Raw genomic sequence first — 18,934 nt, 5'->3', positions numbered from 1 at the left:
AACAACCCATGTCTGAACGCACTAATCTGTTTCTTATACCTATATCAGGAAAAGACCTTAATACCTCAAGTAAAATTGGAACATACGATACGTATGAATGAAATGAAACAGGGTAGCGAAAAAGACAGACATCAGGATTCAACCGAGTCGATACGCGAGGACACGGTGGGCGAAACGGACTCGTGGCGATCAAGGCGGCAAATACTCGCAACGACAGCCGCTGGAATCGGAACGGCTGCATTGGCGGGGTGTTCCGGGGCCGGCGGCGACAGTGGGCCGGGCTCTCTGACGGTATCGGTGTTTGGTGGCGCGTTCAAAGATATTCTCGACGAGACTCTCTTTGCACCGTTTGAGGAAGAAACTGAGATTACGGTACAGTCTGAGGCACAGGGAGGGGCTGCGGAGGTCATCCCCAATCTTGAGGGTGCCGTCCGCAACGGCAATGCGCCGGTCGACCTACTGATAATGACGGTTCCTGGGGTTCTGCGCGGTATTAATTCTGATCTGTGGCACCGCTGGGCTTCAGACGAGTTCGAGAATACGCAGTTCATCGAAGATGACCTGATGACCCACGACGACGGGGATCTCATCGGCGTCGGGTCGATGGGATGGTTTATTAATCTCGTTCACAACACCGAAGAGTTTGGCGGACCGTTAACGTCATGGAATTCGCTGTGGGATTCACAGTACGAAGAGCAACTCGCGATGATGTCGCCGGCAGTTACCGGGTTTCTGCCGGATATCACCGCGGAAGTTCGACTGAGCGGGCAGGACCTACTCGACACCGAGGACGGGATCAGGGAAGTGTTCGAGGAGCTAAGCGGTATCGTTCCCCAGTCGGCGCTGTGGTACACGAACGAAGCGAATTTTCAGTCACGTCTCGCCAGTGGTGAGATTCCGGCCGGTATGCTGTACCACGATATTACACGTGTGCTTCGGGTCTCACAGGACGCTCCCGTTCAGAGCACGTTTCCTGATGAGGGTTCCGTACTCGGGTCCGGCCGGTGGGTATCGCCCCGCACGACCGAAAACACGGAAGCAGCAAAGCAGCTGATCGAGTACGCCTCGCGTCCCGAGACGCAAGATCGGATCACAAGGGAGTTGTTCACCTTCCCAGCGATCGAAGAGCAACACAGTTCTCTCAACGATGAGGAGTACGCTCGCGCCGCTGGTCCGGGTATCGAGGAGGCTATCATTCCAAGCTTCGAGTTGTACGTCGAACAGGAGCAGTTAGTCAATCAACTGTGGAACGAACTCATCGTCCAAGGACAATAGCATGTCACGTGTTGTTCTTGAAGGTATCACGAAACGATACCCCGGAGACGTTGAAGCGGTCAGCGGCGTGTCGCTTGTCGTCGATGATGGCGAGTTCGTTACGCTTGTTGGACCGAGCGGTTGTGGCAAAACGACGACACTGCGCACTATTGCTGGATTCGAGCAGCCCACAGAGGGGTTCGTCGGTATAAATAACAACCGTGTGAACACCGTCCCACCCGACAAGCGTGACATCGGGATGGTGTTTCAGGACTTTGCCCTCTTTCCGCATAAAACTGTAGCCCAAAACATCGGCTACGGACTGCAAGTTCGTGGCTACGACAGCGACCGTATCGACGACCGGGTTAATGAGATGCTTGAGTTGGTTGAGCTGCCGAAGACGAGAGACCGCATGCCCGACCAACTCTCCGGAGGACAACAACAACGAATCGCACTTGCCCGCGCTGTAGCCCCAGAGCCGGACGTGTTGTTGCTCGACGAGCCGCTTGCGAGTCTGGACAAGAAACTTCGCGAGACCATGCAGGTCGAGTTGCGGCGCATTCAGCGAAAACTGGATATTACGACGATACTTGTCACACACAATCAAAAGGAGGCGCTGACGATGTCTGACCGAATCGTCGTAATGAACGACGGGGATTTCGAGCAAATCGGAGCTCCGGAAGACGTGTACTCGAATCCGGCTACCCCTTTCGTGGCCAACTTCGTTGGAACTGCCAACATTTTTTCCGGGACCGTCTCGGCTATCGAAGACGGTCTCGCGACCGTCGACTGCGGCCAGGCTGTGATGAAATCCGGAGACACCGAAGACGTTGCGCTCGGGGACTCAGTGTCCGCCGTGTTTCGCCCGGAACACCTGTCAGTGGATACCCGAAAGACGGCTGCAGATGGCTCTGGAGACGGGAGCACGGTGTTCGACGGAACAGTCGCTGTCAAACGATACACCGGCGATCAGATCGAATACCACGTGAATACGGGTACCGGCGACTCTGTGATCGCCGTCGAGCGAGTCGATGAGACAAATGCCGGAGAGGACGACGATATTCAACTCCGGCTGTCAGCCACCGATTGTCTGTTGTTAGCTCAATGAGTACCGAAGAACCAACGCTCGGTGAGAGTATCATCGAGAACGATATCTGGCCGCGGACGAAGTACCTGATCGTCTCGTATCCAGCGGCCGTGTTAGCGCTGTTCTTTGTGCTTCCTCTGCTGCTGTTGGTAGTGGTAAGTACGTTCGAAAATATCGAGGGGGGCTTCTTTCAACCGGCGTTCACCTTTGAGAACTATGTGCGGTTTTTCGGGAGTGACTTGTTCCAAGGGCGGATGATATACACCCTCCGAGTTGCGGGGTTGACAACCGCCTCCTGTTTGGTGATCGGCTACCCCCTCGCATACTACATTGCTAGTTTGGATAGCGAGCTGTGGCGCCGAGTGTACCTCTCGATAATAATCTCATCGCTGTTTTTGACCTTCATCATCCGGGCGTTTGCGTGGCAGGTCCTCCTATCGAGTGATAGCATCGTTCCGACAGTCGCATCATCGCTCGGCATTCTTGAGGAACCTGTCGCGCTTGTCCCGAGTTACATGGCGTTGGTCGTGGGCATGGTCTACGTGTTTTTGCCGTTCATGGTACTGACGCTCTATACAAGCATCCGTGAGGTTGATGATAGTCTTCAGGAGGCTTCGCGGAGCCTCGGCGCAAGGCCGCTTACAACCTTCCGGAACGTTACACTCCCGCTGACAAAGGGCGGGATCGTCAGTGGATCGATGTTGGTTTTCGTGCTTTCGTTGGGCGTGTACGTCCTTCCACGGATCCTCGGTAACCCACCGCAATGGACCCTCGCAGTGTTGATCGGCAATCAAGTCGGGGTTGAAGGGAACATACCCTACGGAGCCACGATCAGTATCGTGTTGTTACTCGTTGTCGGCGCCATCCTCGCAGTCGGTTGGTATCTGCTCGGTGGAGAGCGGAGGGCATCGATATGAGTATCGCTGACGGCGTTGACCCAAACGTTAGGGACCGACTCACGGCAGGCATCATGCGCGTGTTCGCATGGGTCGTCCTGCTGTTCGTGCTCATGCCGCTGGTGGTTATTTGTGCGATGGCTTTCACAAGCGGCGAATTCCTCGTGTTTCCGCCGGAGGGGGTTTCGCTGCGGTGGTTCGGGGAGCTCACCAGTTGGCTAGATGCCATTCGAAACAGTGTTGTCGTTGCCATTCCGGCAGCCCTCATCGCAACTACTGTCGGAGGAACCGCGGCGTACAGTCTTGACCGTCACGATTACAGGTTCGGCCGAGCCCTGGCCGCTGCTGCAACAGTTCCGATCATGCTCCCACCGGTGATCGTCGGAGTGATGTTTATGACCTTCTTTATCGCCATCGGCATCTCCGGGAACATATGGAATCTGATCATCGCTCACTCGATCTTTTTGACGCCGTTCCCGTTTATTCTGATCAGTCAGGGGCTGGCGGACTTAGATCAAAGCTACGAGGAAGCCGCCCGGAATTTGGGGGCCTCACAGCTACGTACGGTTCGAACGATCACGTTCCCGCTCGTTAGGGCGAACGTCATCGCCGGGTTCCTGTTCGCGTTCATCTTGTCCCTGAACGAATACATTATCGCTTGGCTACTGTCGGGGTTCAGCATACAGACAGTGCCGATACAGATCTTCACGAGTCTCAGATATAGCTACTCGCCGGTGATCGCAGTGATCAGTCTGCTGTTTATTATAGTCACCTTCGTCGGCCTGACGATCGCAGACTACCTCGCCGGAGGCCTATGGGAATGAGTCGGATATCAGCCCAATTGAATACGAGACGGAAGCACCCATGACAGACACGAATCAAAACGACGTCCCGGAGTTATCGTTTGCAAACACTGGAACATTTCTCAAAGCTCCTGCAGCGGACCCATCGGAGCTCACCGCTGACACCGATGTGGCCGTATTCGGCGCTCCGTTTGACGGGGCCGTCTCTCGGCGACCGGGAACACGGTACGGGCCGCAGGAGCTCCGACAGGCGAGTGCTTGGTATGACCATTTCGCCGGAGGCGCTGACGGGGCCTACAACGCCGACACGGATCGGCACGTCGCCCACGAGGCGGTAACGCTGTGCGATTGTGGAGATGCACCGACCGTCCCCAACGACGTCGAACGGACCAGAAAACAGGTCAAGCGATACGCCGAGACGATCGCTGAGACGGCTTTCCCGATCATGCTCGGTGGCGATCATTACCTGACGTATCCAGCGTTCGATGGGTTCGCTGAGACGGTTGACGGTGACGTCGGACTCATCCACCTGGATGCGCACAGCGACACGATCGATGGCAACGAGCTGTATGGCGATCACTGGCACGGCTCGCCGATGGCTCGCATCAACGACCTGCCCGCCGGGAGCTATCGGAATCACGCTATGATCGGGATCCGTGGGTACGAGCGAGAGGGGTTCAGAGACCGCGTTGATTCGGAGGGGCTGCTCGTCAAGTACGCCCGAGACGTTCGCAAGGACGGTATCGATGCGGTGATTGCGGAGGCTATCGATCACGCGAGTCAGGATACCGAGGCGGTATATTTGACTGTCGACATCGATGCCCTTGACCCGGCGTATGCGCCAGGAACCGGGACGCCCGAGCCAGGGGGGCTGACAAGTGTCCAGTTCTTACGAGCGATGGATCTACTCGGGGCGTGCGATGACGTTGCGGCGATGGATTTAGTCGAGGTTTCACCGCCAGTAGACGATGCTAGCGATACAACAGCTATGTTGGGAGCCAATGCCGTAACCAGGTTCTTCGAGGCCAAGTTTTGTTGATGAGCGAAGTACTTGTTTTGCCGTCAAGCCTGCACACACACCCGGAGAACGACCGGATACACAGATGACAATCCCGGACACCACGGACCAGATCACAGAGGTCGTGGACGGCGTGTTCGACCTGACACTGACGAACGAACCGGCGCGTTATCGTTCGTTTCTGTTTGACTGGGAGGTCCCAACGCTGGTCGACACTGGGCCCAGCGAAGCGACCGAAGCGCTACTGAGTCGGCTACGGTCGATCGAAACCACGCCCGAACGGGTGATACTGACACACGCTCATCACGATCACGTCGGCGGATTCGACGCGGTCGTCGAAGAGTACGACGTAGAAACATGTGTCCCCGAGCAGTCGGAGCTCCAAACGGAACATCGGCCGGACGAGCGTTTCTCACACGAGGCGTCCGTCGGACCGTTCACCGCGGTCCATATCCCCGGCCACTGCGAGGACAATTACGCGCTCGTCGCTGCCGACGAACCGGTGGCCGTCATGGGCGATGCGGTAATCGGTTCGGACTGGCGGGGGCTTCCGGAAGGGTATTTTATACCAGTAGAGGGCATCTACTCCGACGACTTGGTGCGCGCGGAGTACTATCTTGAGCGGCTACAGGAGTACGCGTTCGATGTTGGCCTCGTCTTTCACGGCTCTTCGGTGTTCGACGATGCGCGGACAAAGCTGGATAGGTTCCTCGACTTCCCGAATAAGGGCAGTTGGGACGACAGACTCTAAGCGGACGTACCGGAGACCACGTCATATGCCATTCGAGACACCAAACCTCATCGCAAACGATACGCCCGTTCCAGAACAGGTCGAAACTGAACGCTTCGTTATTCGACCGCTGCGAATTACAGATGCGGAGATGGACTGTGCGGCAGTGATGGCGAGTCGTGAGCGGATCCGAGGAACGTTCGGCCCGGACCATCGGTGGCCGTCATCGGATCTCACACTCGAACAGAACCGGATCGACGTCGCCTGGCATCAAAAAGAACACCAGCGCCGTGATTCGTTTACCTATTCGGTTTGCGATCCCGGTGAGAGCGTGGAGTTGGGATGCCTCTACGTGCAGCCCACGCGGAGGGATGAGTACGAGGTGGCAATCTATTTTTGGACAGCCGAGGCCGCCGTGGAGATGGGGCTCGCCGGTGCTATCGAGAGCCGCCTCCGGAAGTGGATTTCAGACGACTGGCCATTTATGAAGACGGCATACCCCGGCCGCGACATCCCGTGGTCTGAATGGGGGCCGTCTCACGAGTAGGCGTCCAGTTCCCCCGCCACCCGTGTTCGATCAGGAGTGACACGTAGTTATCGAAAAAACTGATTGATACTGTGGCCTACAGTATGTATAGACAACACAAGTATACTTAATACCGTTCAAAATAACAGTCTATTGTAAAATGATACCCACAACTGACGATCCGATCGGTGACAATCCGGCGTTGATAGTTATTGATCCGCAACAAACCACCTCTGAAAGTGAGGAAGCGATGAGTTCGGGTGCGGCATCGATTCCTGGGGGTAGAGATGCCGTGATGGAAAACATCAACACCGTCGTCGAGCACGCTCGAAGCGCTGATATCCCGATCATTTGGGGCAAAGAGCTACACCGACCCGACTTTGCTGATTACGGCGCAGAGATCGAATCGTGTGAGCCGGAACACGGAATCGTCGGAACGCGTGCCGAGCAGTTCGATCCGATCCTTTCGATAGACGAGGATGACATGGAACCCGCGGAGTACGTGATCGTCAAGCGTAGATACAATTTCTTCCACCGCACGGATATCGAGCACATCCTTCGGACGTACGACATCGATACCGTGATTCTAGTTGGATTTATGACGAATATATGCGTGCATTATACGGCCCACGGGGCCCACGAGCATGACTACGCATTCAGGGTTGCTGAACAGGCGACAGCCGCGCCGTCACAGGATCTCCACGAGACCGGGCTCAAGTGTATGCGGTATCTCCAGCCCCGAGGCGTACAGGATATAACTGATATTACCGCTCGTCTCGAGGAGTACGATGGAAATCAGCTCGTCAAAAGAGTCAAAGAGAGCGGACAGATCACACCCAAAACCGGCCCGGTGTAGTCTGACAGAAGTTCGGCACCCTCGACATCGAATTGTAACGTTTAGTGTACTCTATCGTATATATGGTCAAAGGAAATTTAAAACGAGTCCTCCAGCCCGATATAAACATGGGACGAAAGAGATGTATCAAATAGCCTATTTAATACTCGTGGAGCGTGTCACGGGATGACGATAGAACGCTACGTTGCGAGTTCTGCCGCCGCGTCGCGGAAGAGCCCGTCGAGAATCTCGGGCGTCGTCGGGTGGTACGCCCGGTCGGGGACGTCGCTGACCTGCATCTCCCCTTCGACGGCCAACTGCATCGTCTTGGCCATCGCGTCGGCGTGATAGTGGAGACCCTGATAGCCAAGAATCGTTCCGTTGACGCCGACAACGAGCCGCGCGAGCCCTTCGGGGACGTTTTTGGCCGTGAAGACGCCATCGCTCGCGGCCTCTCGCGTAATGACGTGGTGACTGAGGCCCGCCGCGTCGGCTGACGCCGCTGAGTGCCCCACCCGGGCGAACGGCAACACGCCCAGCCCTGAGAAGACGACGTGGTGATGGATATTCCTGTACTGGGCGGGCGAGTCGCCGTTGCGGTGCCGGCGGATGTTTTCGGCTGCCGTAGCACCCTGTTCTTTCGCGACGTGGAGAATCGGCTCTTTTCCGTTGGCATCGCCGACAACAAAGACGCGGTCGTCGTTGCGAGCACGCATCGAGTCGTCGACCCACCCGCGGCCCGGATCGAGGCTCGTTGCCTCCAGCCCCAGACTATCGATGTTCGGACGACGGCCGGTGAATGCGAACGCTTGGTCGGCCTCGATTGTCTTTTTAACGCCGTCGTGGTCGACGTGAAGCCTGACCCCGCCCGCCTCCGTCGTCTCAATGCGTTGCTCCTCGGCGTGCGCAAGAACGTCGATATCGAAGGCGTCACGATAGTACTCCAGTAGTGCATCGCCAAAGGCGGCATCCGCCTCATCAAGTGGGCGTGCGTCATGTTCGATTACCGTGAGATCCATTCCCGCAGCCTCGCTGAGATACGGCACCAGCTCCATGCCGACGTACCCGAACCCCATCACGACCCCCGTTTTACCGAACGCGGTCGTGTCCAGGACATCCGCGCTCGTCAGCACCTCGGTACCGCCGATGCCCGGCAACGACGGGATATTGGCCGTCGACCCGGTTGCAATCACGACGTAGTCCGGGTCGAGTATCCGATCGCCGACGGCGAGTCGCCGATCATCGACGAACCGTGCAGTGTCGTTGAGTAGCGTGACGCCGTCGCGCTGCTCAAGTCGCTCAACCGCGGTGCGACGGTGGGCGGCGAAGTTCGACGTGTGTTCGTCTTTCGTTCTAATGACGGCCTCAAGATCGATATCCGGGAGCGATCCGTTGAGTCGGTCGTCGTGACGCGCCGCAAAGCGGTGTTCGGCGGCTGACAGGACCTCTTTTGAGGGCATACACCCGCGGAGAATACAGAGCCCGCCACCCGGGTCGCCATCGTCGATCAGCGTCAACTCGATTTTCGGGGTGTCCGCGAGCTGCTCGGCGGCAGCAACGCCTGCACTCCCGTACGCACCGACAACTGCGACGTGCACAGACATGCACTAGTTGGTGGGGTGGAACACGTATCCGTCCTGCGGACGGGGACAGGCCCGACAGAAGTGTATCCACATCCTCTCGGATATAGCACCGATTGAGATGGGGCGGGAGATACTGCTCGGTACAGGCGCTCGCGGCGATGGGGGACGGACCGCGAAGGGGTGGAACCGGGCGCCGACTACGGCACCGCAACCTGATGTTGGATGTTGTATGGGTGGGTTCCGGAGACCCATTTGAACACGTGCTCGATCGCCCGCTGGTCGCGGCGGACGCCGTCGTGATCGGTCTCGAGTTCGACGTTCGTCGCCCCTTCGAGGACGGGGCTATCCGGACAGCGCCAAAAGAGGGTGTCGTCGGTGCCCCGAAGCGTGTAGTAGTCGATATCACCGGGCGTCTCGTCGGCATTGAGACTCGCGAGCGGGTGGCCCGGGATCTCGTTGTAGTCCGAGCGCAAGAACTCGCTGCTGCCGTAGGCACCGCCCTGAAACCCCGTCTCGGCACACCACGTGCTCAGGACGGTCCCGTGGTTCGCACCGGCGAGGCCGACGAAGGTGTCGATCCACCCGAAGCGTCCACGACTCGCTAGCCAGTACCGGAGACCGGTGACACCGAGGCTGTGGCCGACGATGTCGACGGCGTCGGTTTGGGTGTGGGATGTTACATTCCGGACGAAGTCGTCGAGCTGTTCGGCCATCGACTCGTGGGTCGAGGTTCCCTCCCGGAAGGTGATCGCCCAGAGGTCGTCACCGGTGTAGCCCCGCTGGAGAAAAAATGAGGCGTGGGGGGCCCAATCGCAGGCGTCGCGTTGGTTGCCGTGGACGAAGACAACGGGCCGGCGGTCGCTGTCGGCGTCAGTGCCGTGGTACGCCCCGCCGCCCCAACCGCCGTAGGCCCCGTCGCTCGACCACGGGAGCCGGCTATCGTCGGTTCGGGCGTGATCGCACCCGATCGCACAGCCGTCACGGCTCTGTGCGTTCCGGAGTTTCCGAACGCTCCGCAGGATACCCCACGGAACCGACAGCCCTTGTGTTGGTGTACCAACTGACACAATATCGCATTGAAATACTGCGTGGTACTTAAAACCTGTTTTTTCCGGAACGAAGTTCCCACATCTACCGCTCGAAGCTACCAGTGTATAGTTAGACTCGATTAATAGCTACCAGTATTGCACTCGTCGTGGTTCCCAAACAGCCCCGAACGCGAGCACGGGTATATAAGGGCGCAGTATCTGCACACCGAGGACACGAGGGTGTTCCCCACGGGTCAGGGAATAAAAATGATGGTTCAAAGCGGCGCAGAACACAGACGGGGTCGGCTACTCGAAGACCAGCACCGTCGCCTCACCGGCTTCAAGAACGGTGACCGTCTCGCCGCCCTCGGCGCGTTGCTCTTTGACGACATCGAACATCTCCGGTTCGACGACGACGGACTCGCCGTCGACCTCGAACTCGACGTGGCCCGCGGTGTCGAGTTCGGTCTGTAACTCGACCGGGTCGGCCGATTCCAGGCGGCCGACGACCGCGCCGGCCTGATCGCGGAAGACGGGCCCGAGTTCGCTGTGGTCGATATCGACCGCCACCGGAACCAACTCGACGTTCGGCGACCCCGCCTCGATGTACACCGGGCCGTTGACCGTGTCGGCCAGATCGTACGTGTCGAGTGGGCGTTTCTCGTCGAGATACACCTCGACGCGGTCGAGATCGGCGTTTAGGGGCTTGCCCTCGTCGGACTTCCATCCGCGGATCGTCGCGGCGATCTCCGCGATCGATTCGCCGCGGGCCTCGGCGTCACGGTCCCGTTCGCCGATCTCGGGCCAGGAGGCCCCGTGGACGCTTCCTTCCGTGGGAAGATGCTCCCAGGCTTCCTCGGTGATAAACGGCGCAAAGGGCGACAACATCCGCAACGACGCGCTCAACGCGGTGTAAAGAGTGTACTCGGCGGCCCGCCGTTCGCCGGGGCGGCCCTCGTAGAGCCGACCCTTTATTAGTTCGAGATAATCGTCGGCCAAGTCGTGCCAGACGAAGTCCCGGACCCGGCGGAGCGCGCTGTCGAAGCGGTACTCGTCCATGTCCGCGGCAACCTCCTCGGCGACCCGATCGCACTTCGATCGGATCCACGCGTCGGCGTCCCGGTACGCCGGGTTTTTGATCTCCGGCGTCGATTCGTCGATGTGTTCGGCGGCGAACTTCGTGATGTTCCACAGTTTCGTCTGGAACCGGGTCGCCGAGGTCACCTCCTTCCACTGGAACTGAATGTCGCTTCCGGGCTGGCCGCCGAGCGCCATCGCCTGTCGGAAGGCGTCCGCGGAGTGTTCCTCGACGACCTCCTCGGGCTGGACGAAGTTCCCACGGGATTTTGACATCTTGTTGCCGTCGTCGCCGAACACCATCCCGTTTATGAGTGCGTCCTCCCAGGGAATCTCGCCCGTGACCGCCGTCGTCCGGAGGATAGTATAAAAAGCCCACGTCCGAATGATGTCGTGGCCCTGCTCGCGCAACTGCACGGGCTCGAAGCTCTCCTCGGGCCAGTCGGCGACGTACATCGGCGAGATCGACGAGTCCATCCAAGTGTCCATCACGTCCGTTTCGCCGGTCCACTCGTCGCTACCACACTTGGGGCACTCGCCGACGCCCGGCTCCTCGGTCGTCGGATCGACGGGGACCGCCTCGCCCGTGGCGATCTCGACGTGGCCGCACTCGGTACACTCCCAGGCGGGGATCGGCGTCGCGAAGACGCGCTGTCTGGAGATCACCCAGTCCCATTCCATCCCCTCGGTCCACTCCTCTAGGCGGGTGTACATGTGCTCCGGGAACCACTCGACCGCTTTGGCGGATTCGAGGATCTCCTCGCGGTTCACCTCGACGAACCACTGTTCCTTTGAGAGGATCTCGATCGGCGTGTCACAGCGCCAACACTGCCCGACCGACTGTTCGGTCGGCTCCGTGTCGTTGCGGTGGCCCGACTCTTCGAGCGCCGCGGCGATCTCGGTCTTGGCCTCGTCGATCGGGAGTCCCTCGAACTCGCCGGCCAGTTCGTTGAGCCGGCCGTCCTCAGTGAAGACGGCGCGGAGGTCGAGATCGTGCTCGATCCACCAGTCGACGTCCTGTTTGTCGCCGAACGTACAGATCATCACCGCGCCGGTCCCGAAGTCGCCATCGACATCGTCGTCGGCGATCAACTCGACCTCTTGGCCGAACAGCGGCACCTCGAACGTATCGCCGACCCGGTCCGCGTAGCGCTCGTCGTCGGGGTCGACGGCCATCGAGACGCAGGCCGCGAGCAGTTCCGGACGGGTCGTTGCGATCTCGATACCGTCGTTGCCGACCCCCTCAAACGTGACGTAGTACAGCGTGCCCTCGCGGTCCTCGTTTTCGACCTCCGCGTCGGCGATGGCGGTCTCACAGCGCGGACACCAGTTGACGGGGTGTTCGTCTTGATAGACGTAGCCCGAATCGGCCATCTCGACGAACGACCGCTGGGTCTCCCCCCAGTAGTCGTCGTTCATCGTTCGGAACTCGTGGTCCCAGTCCTGTGAGAACCCGAGCGTCAACATCGTCTCCTTCATCGCGCCGATCTGGGATTCGGTGTGCTCGACACACCACTCGCGGAACTGCTCGCGGGAAACATCAGTCCGATGGATGTCTCGGTTCTCCTCGACTTTCACCTCCGTCGGGAGGCCGTGGCAGTCCCACCCCTGCGGAAAGAGCACGTCGTCCCCCCGGAGCCGGTGGTACCGGGCCGCATAATCCATGTAACACCACCCCAGCGCGTTGCCGATGTGGAGGTTACCGGTCGGGTACGGCGGCGGGGTGTCGATGATGTAGTCGGGACGTTCGGGGTCGTCGTCGTACCCGTAGACGTCCGAATCGAGCCACTCGTCGCGCCATTTCCGCTCCGCCTCCTCGGGGTCGTAGCTGTCTGGAACCTCGCTCATGGTTTGTCTCGCGGAGACCGGCCGGTAGTCACGGGACACGTGCGCGCTATAAATAGGGCGCGCTCGGGGTCAACGTACTACGAACCGGGTCGCGCTCATATCTCATCGGTCGTTCGTTCCAGATAAAAAGCTTCGCTTACGCGGTGTGAGAATCCAGACGTACAGCGCCCGCTCGCCGCGTTCCCGCTGGCTCCCAACCCGTCGACCGGATGGGATCGTGCCAGGTACGCTATGACATCCTCCTCGCCGTGAACAGTAGTTGCCGAACCTCGGGTTGAGTGTCGATGACTGCCAACAGATCGTGTGGGCTCCGGTAGATGTCAGAGAGGCTGGTGGAATTCATTTATATACGTATTCATATGGGGGTCGACATCGGCGTTTATTTTAATCTATGTGTCCAGAATTAATCGCAGAGAGAATTGATTCGGCAACTACTGGTTAGGGCGAGATTCTCTCTGCTTGAATCAGGTAGTGACACACCGCACGATCCGGGTCAGCGTCGTGTCAGAATGAGAAAATCGGTACCGCGAGGGAGGTCCGCAACGCCGCCTCCAGTCGTTACCGAAACAGCTCGAGGAGTTTGTCGACCGGTCGGTTCGCCTTCTGCAGGTCAGTTCGTCGCGGGCTGTTCTTCAGTCGCAGCAGTTCGACGTCGTCGGCTTGCTTCTGTGACATCAAATGTATGTATGGGCTGGACCCGTATTAATATGTCGAATAATCTATGTTTCTTCCTGGCGAACGGCTGCTGGACCGGTACATGGGCGTCTAATATCGGTATATGCGGGTTATATGGCCGCTCCCCCGCTTATTTCGGGAGTATGAAACAACGCGGTTGGAACGCGGGGCCGCTGGCCGTTTCGCAGACGTGAACGCACCCCCAAACCGGGGATCGAACAACGCTTATCAGCGGAGCTATCGAAGTGGCAGTATGGACGACGACCGCGTCCGGGCGACCGAGACCTCGATCCGGATGCTCGAGGGGCTCATCGAACTCGGCGGGGAGGCGGGCATCACCGAGCTCGCGACGCACCTCTCGGTCGCCAAGAGCACCGTTTATAAACACCTCAATACGCTCGATTCCAACGGCCTCGTCGTCAAACACGACGACAAATACCGGATCGGACTTCGGGCCCTGGAGTTTGGCGGCTACGCACAGCGTTACGACGGCGTCTACGACACCGCCCGTCCGCAGCTGCGGACGATGGCGGACGAGACGGGCGAACTCGCGAACCTCATGTTCGAGGAGGACGGCTGGGGCGTCTACATCCACACGTCTCGGGGCGAGGACGCCGTCGACATCGACACCCAGACCGGCCGCCGCGCCAACCTCCATGCGACGGGACTCGGCAAGGCGATCCTCGCGACGCTGTCCGAGGAGCGAGTCGAGACCATCGTCGAGTCCCGTGGCCTCCCCCGCGTGACCGAGCACACGATCACCGAGCAGACGGAGCTATTCGAGGAACTCGACGAGATCCGCGCCGAGGGGATCGCCTACGACCGCGAGGAGTGCGTCGAGGGGATGGCCTGCATCGCCCGCCCGCTGTCGACGCCGAACGAGCGGCCGGCCGCGATCAGCATTACCGGCCCCGTGAGTCGGGTTTCCGGCGGCGAGACGGAGGCCGCGATCCGGACTGTCCTCGAGCAGGCGGGCAACGTCATCGAACTCGAACTGACGGGGTGACGGAGAGACGCCCGGCGCATTCCGGCGGCGTCCGCCCTCCGTTCGGAATGAGGAAACGGGCCGGTCGAACCGGTCACGCTGGGGCAACGGGAGGGCCGCTGCCGGGGAACGTCCCGAGGTGAGGGGCGCGGTCCGTATTTAACAGGCGATCGGACCCCGGAGTCTGGACCGCACCGGACAGCGTGTTTTAGGATAACCAAAAATATATTTGCTTCTTAGAAACTCTTTTTGCCACCGAACGTGAAGTCGGAGTACACGTGGAGAACATCGCCTTCGTCTTCGTCGCCGGACTGATGACGGCGCTCGCCACCGGCCTCGGCGCGATCCCGTTCTTTTTCGTCGAGGACTTTAGCGACCGGTGGAACGTCGCGCTGTGGGGTATCGCCTCGGGGATCATGGTCTCGGCGTCGCTCTTTGGCCTCATCAACGAGGGGCTGACCTACTCGTCGGCGGGGATCCCAACGCTCCTGATCGGCGGCCTCCTCGTGGGTGTTCTCCTCGTCGAGGTTGCCGACCGGGTGCTCGACTCGGTCGACGTCGGCGGGACCGACGACCCGACCCTCGGCGAGGAGGACGCCCCCCTCGAGGCTGCGGCGTTCGCCGAGGCCGACCTGAAGAAACTCGTCCTCATCCTCGGCATCCTCACGGTCCACAGTTTCCCCGAGGGCGTCGCGGTCGGGGTCTCCTTCGCCGAACTCGGCCTGGAGAGTGGCCTCCCGATTCTCGGGATCTCGGTGCCGCTGCTCGCGGTGTTTATGACCATCGCCATCTCGATTCACAACATCCCCGAGGGAACGGCCATCGCCATCCCGATGCGAGCGATGGGGCTCTCGAAGTGGCGGATGGTCGGGGCGGCCGTCTTCTCGAGTCTCCCACAGCCGATCGGCGCCGTCATCGCGTTCGTGTTCGTCACGTGGGCCCGGGAGTTCCTGCCCTTCGGGTTCGGCTTCGCCGCGGGTGCGATGGTGTATCTGGTTGTGACCGAGTTCATTCCCGAGGCGCTCGACACCGGCGCCGACCTGCCGGGCGGGGGTCGCCGCGAGTTGCTCGTCGGCGTCCTCTCCGGCGTCGCGGCGATGGTCCCACTTCTGTACGTGTAACTATTTTACGTAGAGTCAAAAGTACACGTACCGGTACATATACCTATATATGGCTCATATAACGGTCTAAATAACTGACGCCGGTTCATTCGATATCCGCCACACGGCGCACACGTTACTCATGGTACCCGAACTGACGCTCGATACGGACGTTGATGCGAGCCACCGGACACTCGACGGCGACGACTGGGACAACATCTACGTCGTCGGCGACGTTCACGGCTGCCGGGCGACGCTCGAACGGCTCCTCGACTCGCTGGCCCCCGATCAGGACGACCTCGTGGTTTTCGTCGGCGACCTGGTCCGGAAAGGCCCCGATAGCAAGGGTGTCCTCGATATCGTCAAATCGCGTTCGAACCTTCTCGCCGTCCGGGGCAACAACGAACAGAAACTCCTTGATGGTCGAAAATCGATCGACTCGCTGGCCGATGACGACCTCGCGTACCTCGACTCGCTGCCGGTCGTGATCTCGTGGGACGACGCCGTGGTCGTCCACGGCGGGATCGACCACCGAAAGCCGGTCGCCGAGCATACGCTCACCGAACTCCTGAACACCCGCTCGCTCGCCCCGGAGGGCGGGTACGAGCGCCCATTCTGGTTCGAGACGCGCCGGGAGTCGCCACGGGTCTTCTTCGGCCACACCGTTCTCGCGGACCCCTTCGAGAGTGATTATGCCGTCGGCCTCGATACGGGCTGTGTCTACGGGGGCCGGTTGACCGCCTACGACTACCGCAATTCGGAGTTCATCAGCGTCGGCCCGCCCGAGACGTACCGCCCCCGCTCGAGTGACAGCATCGTCGAACCGCGGCTCGCAACGCCCGACAGACCGTCATGAGCGATTGCCACGACATTGCACCGTACGAGCCCGACGACGTCGACCCGACCGATCCGGAGCTGTATCTAAACCGCGAATTGAGCGAACTCGCGTTCCAGCGGCGGGTCCTCCGAGAAGTTCTCGACGACCGGACCCCGCTGCTCGAACGGATCCGGTTTCTCTCCATCGTCACCCGAAACCTCGACGAGTTCGTCATGAAGCGCGTCGGCGGGCTCAAACAACAGATCGAGGCTGGGGTCACGGAGACGACCGTCGACGGCCGAACCCCCCTCGAGCAGTGGGAGGAGATCCACGGACAGCTCAAACCGATGTTGCGCGAACAGGCCGACTGTTACGAGACGGAACTCCGCCCGGCGTTGGCCCGGGCGGGCATCGAGGTCGTGGCCTACGACGACCTCGACGCGGATGCGCGCTCGGCGCTGCGCGGGCATTTCGAGCGGTCGATCAAGCCGACGCTGACGCCGCTGTCGTTCGATCCGGCCCACCCGTTCCCGTTCATTTCGAACCGATCGCTGTCGCTTGCGGTGCTCACCTGCCCGCACGGTAGCGAGGACCCGACCTTCACCCGGATCAAGATCCCGCCGAATCGGCCCCGCCTGATCGAGGCAGGCGAGGGCGCACGGTACGTCCTCGTCGAGGAACTGATCCGACACAATCTCGATCTCCTCCTGCCGAACGTCGAGATACTCGACACGGCGCTGTTCCGCCTGACGCGAAACGCCGAAGTGCGCCGGAACGAGGAGGTCGCCGAGGACCTCATCGAGATGATCGAGGACGTGCTCGAGCAACGCCGCTTCGCTAGCGCGGTCCGAATGGAGATCGAATCGGATGCCGACCCCGCCATCCGGGAGACGCTCAAGGAACAGTTAGATCTTGACGAGCGCGAAATATACGACCTCGACGGGCCGATCGACTACCGGGACTTCGCCTCGCTGACGGATCTCGACCGTCCCGACCTGAAACTCGATCCCTGGTCGCCACAGTCCCACCCGCGGCTTCGCGAGGACGGGCGCTCGGCGTTCGAAACCGACAACGAGGACGAGGAGTCCCGGAGTATCTTCTCGCACATCGACGAAGACGATATTCTGCTGCACCACCCCTATCACGACTTCGACGAGACGGTCCAGCGCTTTCTCACCGAGGCGGCCAACGATCCCGACGTGCTGGCGGTGAAGGCGGCGATCTACCGGACCGCGAGCGACTCTCAGGTCATTCAATCGCTCATTGAGGCGGCCGAAAACGGCAAGCAGGTCGCGGTGATGGTCGAACTGAAGGCCCGCTTCGACGAGCAGAACAACCTCGAGTGGGTCCGCCGCCTGGAGGAAAACGGCATCCACGTCGCCTACGGCACCATCGGGTTGAAGACCCACACGAAGACCGCCCTCGTCGTCCGTGAGGATGACGACGACGTTACCCTCTACTCGCACGTCGGCACCGGCAACTACCACTCCGAGACCGCCAAAGGCTACGTCGACCTCGGGCTGTTGACCGCCGACCGCGACATCGGCCAGGACCTCGTCACGCTTTTTAACTCCTTTACCGGGCCGGGACTGGACGAACAGTTCCGGAAACTGCTCGTCGCGCCGGTGACGATGCGCGAGGAGTTCACCTACTGTATTCGCCGCGAGGCGCGACACGCTCGAGCCGGCCGTCCAGCCCGCATCGTAGCGAAGGTCAACGGCCTCGAGGACCCCGAGATCGTGGAGGAACTGTACCGGGCGTCGATGGCGGGCGTCGACATCGACCTCATCGTCCGGGACATCTGCCGGCTCCGCCCCGGGGTGGAGGGGATCAGCGAGACCGTCTCTGTCCACTCGGTCGTGGGCCGGTTCCTCGAACACTCCCGGATCTTCTACTTCGAGAACGGCGCACGGACGGCCGACACAGACGACGGGGCGGCTTCCGACCCGTCGGCGGCCGACATCGACGGGGGACATCCGGAGTACTACATCGGGAGCGCCGACTGGATGACCCGGAACCTCGACAGCCGCGTCGAGGCGGTCACCCCGGTCGAGGACCCCGACATCCGCCGGCAGCTAAAGTTCAACCTCGAGTTGATCCTCGCGGACAACCGGCGGCGCTGGACGATGAACCCCGACGGGAGCTACGATCAACAGCGGCCCGAAGACGGCGAACGCGTCATCGACACACAAGCGATCCTGATGGAGAAGACCCGAGCGGCCGTGGCGAACGAGGAGTGCGACACCGGCCTCGACGCGGCGCCGTTCCCCGGAAGAGACATTCTCGTTGGGACGGCCGACGGGGGAGCGGAACGGTCGAGCCGGAGCGACCACGGACGGTCGCTCAGCGACTCCGAGGTAACCGCTCCGTCGAGACCGACGGACCCGACCGGGGGGACATCCAACGGAGGAGCCCCCTCCAACGGGCCGCTGGCGCGCCACCAGAAGCGGTGGTACCGCCCCGACAGCGAGACGTACCGGTTCGCGGTTCGGACGCCGGACGGCGATCGCCGGTATCTGAAGACCCGGTCGGGTGCCGAGGCGGCGCTTCGGCGGCTCTACGACGCGGATGGTGCCGACGACGTGGACGGCACTGGAGACGCGGAAGACACGGACGGCGCGGGTGCTGCGAACAGGGACGACACCGACGCCGGAGACTAACGTTCGTCCGAT

Annotated in this window: 15 protein-coding genes; 12 read left to right on the top strand and 3 right to left on the bottom strand. The window is 60.6% G+C overall.

The window, feature by feature from the left end:
* The first annotated feature begins 93 nt into the window (after positions 1 to 93).
* The 8 genes from ACI944_RS00175 to ACI944_RS00140 all read left to right on the top strand — a co-directional run bounded on the left by ACI944_RS00175 (position 94) and on the right by ACI944_RS00140 (position 7,170).
* On the top strand, positions 94 to 1,275 hold the full coding sequence (locus tag ACI944_RS00175) for an ABC transporter substrate-binding protein (protein ID WP_411717037.1): 1,182 nt from the start codon (positions 94 to 96) through the stop codon (positions 1,273 to 1,275).
* A gap of 1 nt (position 1,276) precedes the next feature.
* Entirely contained in the window at positions 1,277 to 2,362 is a 1,086-nt protein-coding gene (locus ACI944_RS00170) for an ABC transporter ATP-binding protein (RefSeq protein ID WP_411717036.1), read from the top strand.
* The gene (locus ACI944_RS00165; protein WP_411717035.1) at positions 2,359 to 3,258 is read left to right on the top strand and encodes an ABC transporter permease; all 900 of its coding nucleotides are present in this window, start codon (positions 2,359 to 2,361) and stop codon (positions 3,256 to 3,258) included. The genes ACI944_RS00170 and ACI944_RS00165 overlap by 4 nt, the downstream gene beginning before the upstream one ends.
* Positions 3,255 to 4,061 carry an ABC transporter permease gene (locus tag ACI944_RS00160; RefSeq protein WP_411717034.1) on the top strand — a complete coding sequence of 269 codons (807 nt, stop codon included), beginning with the start codon at positions 3,255 to 3,257 and terminating at the stop codon, positions 4,059 to 4,061. The genes ACI944_RS00165 and ACI944_RS00160 overlap by 4 nt, the downstream gene beginning before the upstream one ends.
* Before the next feature lie 40 nt (positions 4,062 to 4,101).
* Positions 4,102 to 5,079 (top strand): agmatinase family protein, encoded by a 978-nt coding sequence (locus ACI944_RS00155; RefSeq protein WP_411717033.1) that lies wholly within the window; start codon positions 4,102 to 4,104, stop codon positions 5,077 to 5,079.
* Between the two features lie 64 nt (positions 5,080 to 5,143).
* On the top strand, positions 5,144 to 5,809 hold the full coding sequence (locus tag ACI944_RS00150; protein WP_411717032.1) for an MBL fold metallo-hydrolase: 666 nt from the start codon (positions 5,144 to 5,146) through the stop codon (positions 5,807 to 5,809).
* 25 nt (positions 5,810 to 5,834) lie between these two features.
* Positions 5,835 to 6,335 carry a GNAT family N-acetyltransferase gene (locus ACI944_RS00145; protein ID WP_411717031.1) on the top strand — a complete coding sequence of 167 codons (501 nt, stop codon included), beginning with the start codon at positions 5,835 to 5,837 and terminating at the stop codon, positions 6,333 to 6,335.
* 181 nt (positions 6,336 to 6,516) lie between these two features.
* Positions 6,517 to 7,170, top strand: coding sequence for a cysteine hydrolase family protein (locus ACI944_RS00140; RefSeq protein ID WP_411717030.1), 654 nt, complete (start codon positions 6,517 to 6,519; stop codon positions 7,168 to 7,170).
* Positions 7,171 to 7,349: 179 nt separating this feature from the next.
* On the opposite strand, the gene ACI944_RS00135 is transcribed toward ACI944_RS00140, so the two are convergent.
* The 3 genes from ACI944_RS00135 to ACI944_RS00125 all read right to left on the bottom strand — a co-directional run bounded on the left by ACI944_RS00135 (position 7,350) and on the right by ACI944_RS00125 (position 12,685).
* Positions 7,350 to 8,753 carry a dihydrolipoyl dehydrogenase family protein gene (locus tag ACI944_RS00135; protein ID WP_411717029.1) on the bottom strand — a complete coding sequence of 468 codons (1,404 nt, stop codon included), beginning with the start codon at positions 8,751 to 8,753 and terminating at the stop codon, positions 7,350 to 7,352.
* A 176-nt stretch (positions 8,754 to 8,929) separates the two neighbouring features.
* On the bottom strand, positions 8,930 to 9,799 hold the full coding sequence (locus tag ACI944_RS00130; RefSeq protein WP_411717028.1) for an esterase/lipase family protein: 870 nt from the start codon (positions 9,797 to 9,799) through the stop codon (positions 8,930 to 8,932).
* Between the two features lie 267 nt (positions 9,800 to 10,066).
* On the bottom strand, positions 10,067 to 12,685 hold the full coding sequence (locus ACI944_RS00125; protein WP_411717027.1) for a valine--tRNA ligase: 2,619 nt from the start codon (positions 12,683 to 12,685) through the stop codon (positions 10,067 to 10,069).
* A 928-nt stretch (positions 12,686 to 13,613) separates the two neighbouring features.
* On the opposite strand from ACI944_RS00125, the gene ACI944_RS00120 reads away from it, so the two are divergent.
* The 4 genes from ACI944_RS00120 to ppk1 all read left to right on the top strand — a co-directional run bounded on the left by ACI944_RS00120 (position 13,614) and on the right by ppk1 (position 18,922).
* Positions 13,614 to 14,366 (top strand): IclR family transcriptional regulator, encoded by a 753-nt coding sequence (locus ACI944_RS00120; protein ID WP_411717026.1) that lies wholly within the window; start codon positions 13,614 to 13,616, stop codon positions 14,364 to 14,366.
* Positions 14,367 to 14,659: 293 nt separating this feature from the next.
* Positions 14,660 to 15,466, top strand: coding sequence for a ZIP family metal transporter (locus ACI944_RS00115; protein WP_411717047.1), 807 nt, complete (start codon positions 14,660 to 14,662; stop codon positions 15,464 to 15,466).
* A gap of 121 nt (positions 15,467 to 15,587) precedes the next feature.
* Positions 15,588 to 16,301, top strand: a complete 714-nt coding sequence (locus ACI944_RS00110) for a metallophosphoesterase family protein (RefSeq protein ID WP_411717025.1) — start codon at positions 15,588 to 15,590, stop codon at positions 16,299 to 16,301.
* Complete coding sequence (ppk1, locus tag ACI944_RS00105) at positions 16,298 to 18,922, top strand: polyphosphate kinase 1 (protein WP_411717024.1); 2,625 nt, start codon at positions 16,298 to 16,300, stop codon at positions 18,920 to 18,922. Before ACI944_RS00110 ends, ppk1 begins: the two co-directional genes overlap by 4 nt.
* Positions 18,923 to 18,934 lie beyond the last annotated feature (12 nt).

The sequence above is a fragment of the Natronomonas sp. genome (assembly GCF_046710025.1).
Lineage (GTDB): Archaea > Halobacteriota > Halobacteria > Halobacteriales > Haloarculaceae > Natronomonas.
The sequence above is the reverse complement of the archived record's forward strand: the minus strand, read 5'-3'. Positions and strand labels throughout refer to the sequence as shown.

Bases quoted from the DNA above. Each gene is read 5' to 3' on its own strand.
- ACI944_RS00145 (WP_411717031.1), top strand. From the start codon at position 5,835: ATGCCATTCGAGACACCAAACCTCATCGCAAACGATACGCCCGTTCCA.
- ACI944_RS00170 (WP_411717036.1), top strand. From the start codon at position 1,277: ATGTCACGTGTTGTTCTTGAAGGTATCACGAAACGATACCCCGGAGAC.
- ACI944_RS00155 (WP_411717033.1), top strand. From the start codon at position 4,102: ATGACAGACACGAATCAAAACGACGTCCCGGAGTTATCGTTTGCAAAC.
- ACI944_RS00135 (WP_411717029.1), bottom strand. From the start codon at position 8,753: ATGTCTGTGCACGTCGCAGTTGTCGGTGCGTACGGGAGTGCAGGCGTT.
- ACI944_RS00150 (WP_411717032.1), top strand. From the start codon at position 5,144: ATGACAATCCCGGACACCACGGACCAGATCACAGAGGTCGTGGACGGC.
- ACI944_RS00125 (WP_411717027.1), bottom strand. From the start codon at position 12,685: ATGAGCGAGGTTCCAGACAGCTACGACCCCGAGGAGGCGGAGCGGAAA.
- ACI944_RS00165 (WP_411717035.1), top strand. From the start codon at position 2,359: ATGAGTACCGAAGAACCAACGCTCGGTGAGAGTATCATCGAGAACGAT.
- ACI944_RS00175 (WP_411717037.1), top strand. From the start codon at position 94: ATGAATGAAATGAAACAGGGTAGCGAAAAAGACAGACATCAGGATTCA.
- ppk1 (WP_411717024.1), top strand. From the start codon at position 16,298: ATGAGCGATTGCCACGACATTGCACCGTACGAGCCCGACGACGTCGAC.
- ACI944_RS00160 (WP_411717034.1), top strand. From the start codon at position 3,255: ATGAGTATCGCTGACGGCGTTGACCCAAACGTTAGGGACCGACTCACG.
- ACI944_RS00115 (WP_411717047.1), top strand. From the start codon at position 14,660: ATGACGGCGCTCGCCACCGGCCTCGGCGCGATCCCGTTCTTTTTCGTC.
- ACI944_RS00120 (WP_411717026.1), top strand. From the start codon at position 13,614: ATGGACGACGACCGCGTCCGGGCGACCGAGACCTCGATCCGGATGCTC.
- ACI944_RS00110 (WP_411717025.1), top strand. From the start codon at position 15,588: ATGGTACCCGAACTGACGCTCGATACGGACGTTGATGCGAGCCACCGG.